This window comes from Intrasporangium flavum (assembly GCF_001956915.1).
Classification (GTDB): Bacteria; Actinomycetota; Actinomycetes; order Actinomycetales; family Dermatophilaceae; genus Monashia; species Monashia flava.
Window position 1 is genome coordinate 1 of record NZ_MLJO01000035.1, and the last position, 1,043, is coordinate 1,043.

Below are 1,043 nucleotides of genomic sequence, written 5' to 3' on the forward strand. Positions count from 1 at the left end.
GCACCGACGCGTCGGGCAACCTCACCTTCACCGGCGACCCGAAGACGGGCGCGCCCGTCGTGCAGAAGCTCTTCAAGGGCCTCGGCACGAACAACGAGGCGTGGTCCGGGGTCATGACGCAGTACTGCGACGGCCCGCTCGTGGCCAAGGGTGCGACCTCGTGCCCGGCCGGTGCGGCCCACGTCGGCTACCCGACCGGCGGCAACCTCGCCGGCGTCTGGTACGACCCGTCGACCGCCGCCCCGTCCTCGGCCACGGCCAAGCAGCTCGGTGACGAGGCCGTCAAGGCGGCCGGCCACTTCGGCAACACGACCGCGGCGAGCAACCGCTACGCCCAGTACGTCGTGCTGTCCCCGACCGGCACGCACCCGGACGGCTTCAACACGCCGTCGGGCACGTTCTGCGCCTGGCACGACTACAACGGCGACCCGTACGTGGGCTCGGCCTCGGCCTACGGCGACATCGCCTTCACGAACATGCCCTACGTCATGGACATGGGCACCAGCTGCGGCCAGAACTTCGTCAACGCCGGCGCGGCCGGGACCGACGACGGCTACAGCATGGTCGAGGGCCACGAGTACGCCGAGACGATCACCGACCAGAACCCGGCGGGCGGCTGGACGAACACGACCTCGCGCACCTACTCCGGCCAGGAGAACGCCGACGAGTGCGCCTGGATCGCCCCGGGCTCGGCGGGTGGCGCCGGCAACGTGTCGACGGCGCAGGGCTCCTTCGCCATGCAGGCGACGTGGTCCAACGACACGAACCGCTGCGACCTGTCGCACGCGACCGTGAGCTGAGGCGTCGCCCCGCACCACCGAAGCACCGCACCACCGCACCACCGCACGACGAAGGCCCCCGAGCAGTGCTCGGGGGCCTTCGGGCGTGACGGGTGCGCCCGGGGGCGCAGCGGGTCAGCGCTTGCTGTACTGCGGGGCCTTGCGGGCCTTCTTGAGACCGGCCTTCTTGCGCTCCGGGACGCGGGCGTCGCGGGTCAGGAAGCCGGCCTTCTTCAGCGCCGGGCGGTTGAGCTCGGCGTCGAC

The 1,043-nt window shown here is 71.7% G+C and carries 2 protein-coding genes; one reads left to right on the forward strand and one right to left on the reverse strand.

Going from position 1 to position 1,043, the window contains the following annotated elements:
* On the forward strand, positions 1 to 800 hold an 800-nt coding region (locus tag BIV28_RS19315), incomplete at its 5' end, for a hypothetical protein (RefSeq protein ID WP_076264163.1).
* Between the two features lie 114 nt (positions 801 to 914).
* On the opposite strand, the gene rpsI is transcribed toward BIV28_RS19315, so the two are convergent.
* The coding region (gene rpsI / locus BIV28_RS19320; protein WP_076264164.1) for a 30S ribosomal protein S9 at positions 915 to 1,043 on the reverse strand (129 nt) is incomplete at its 5' end.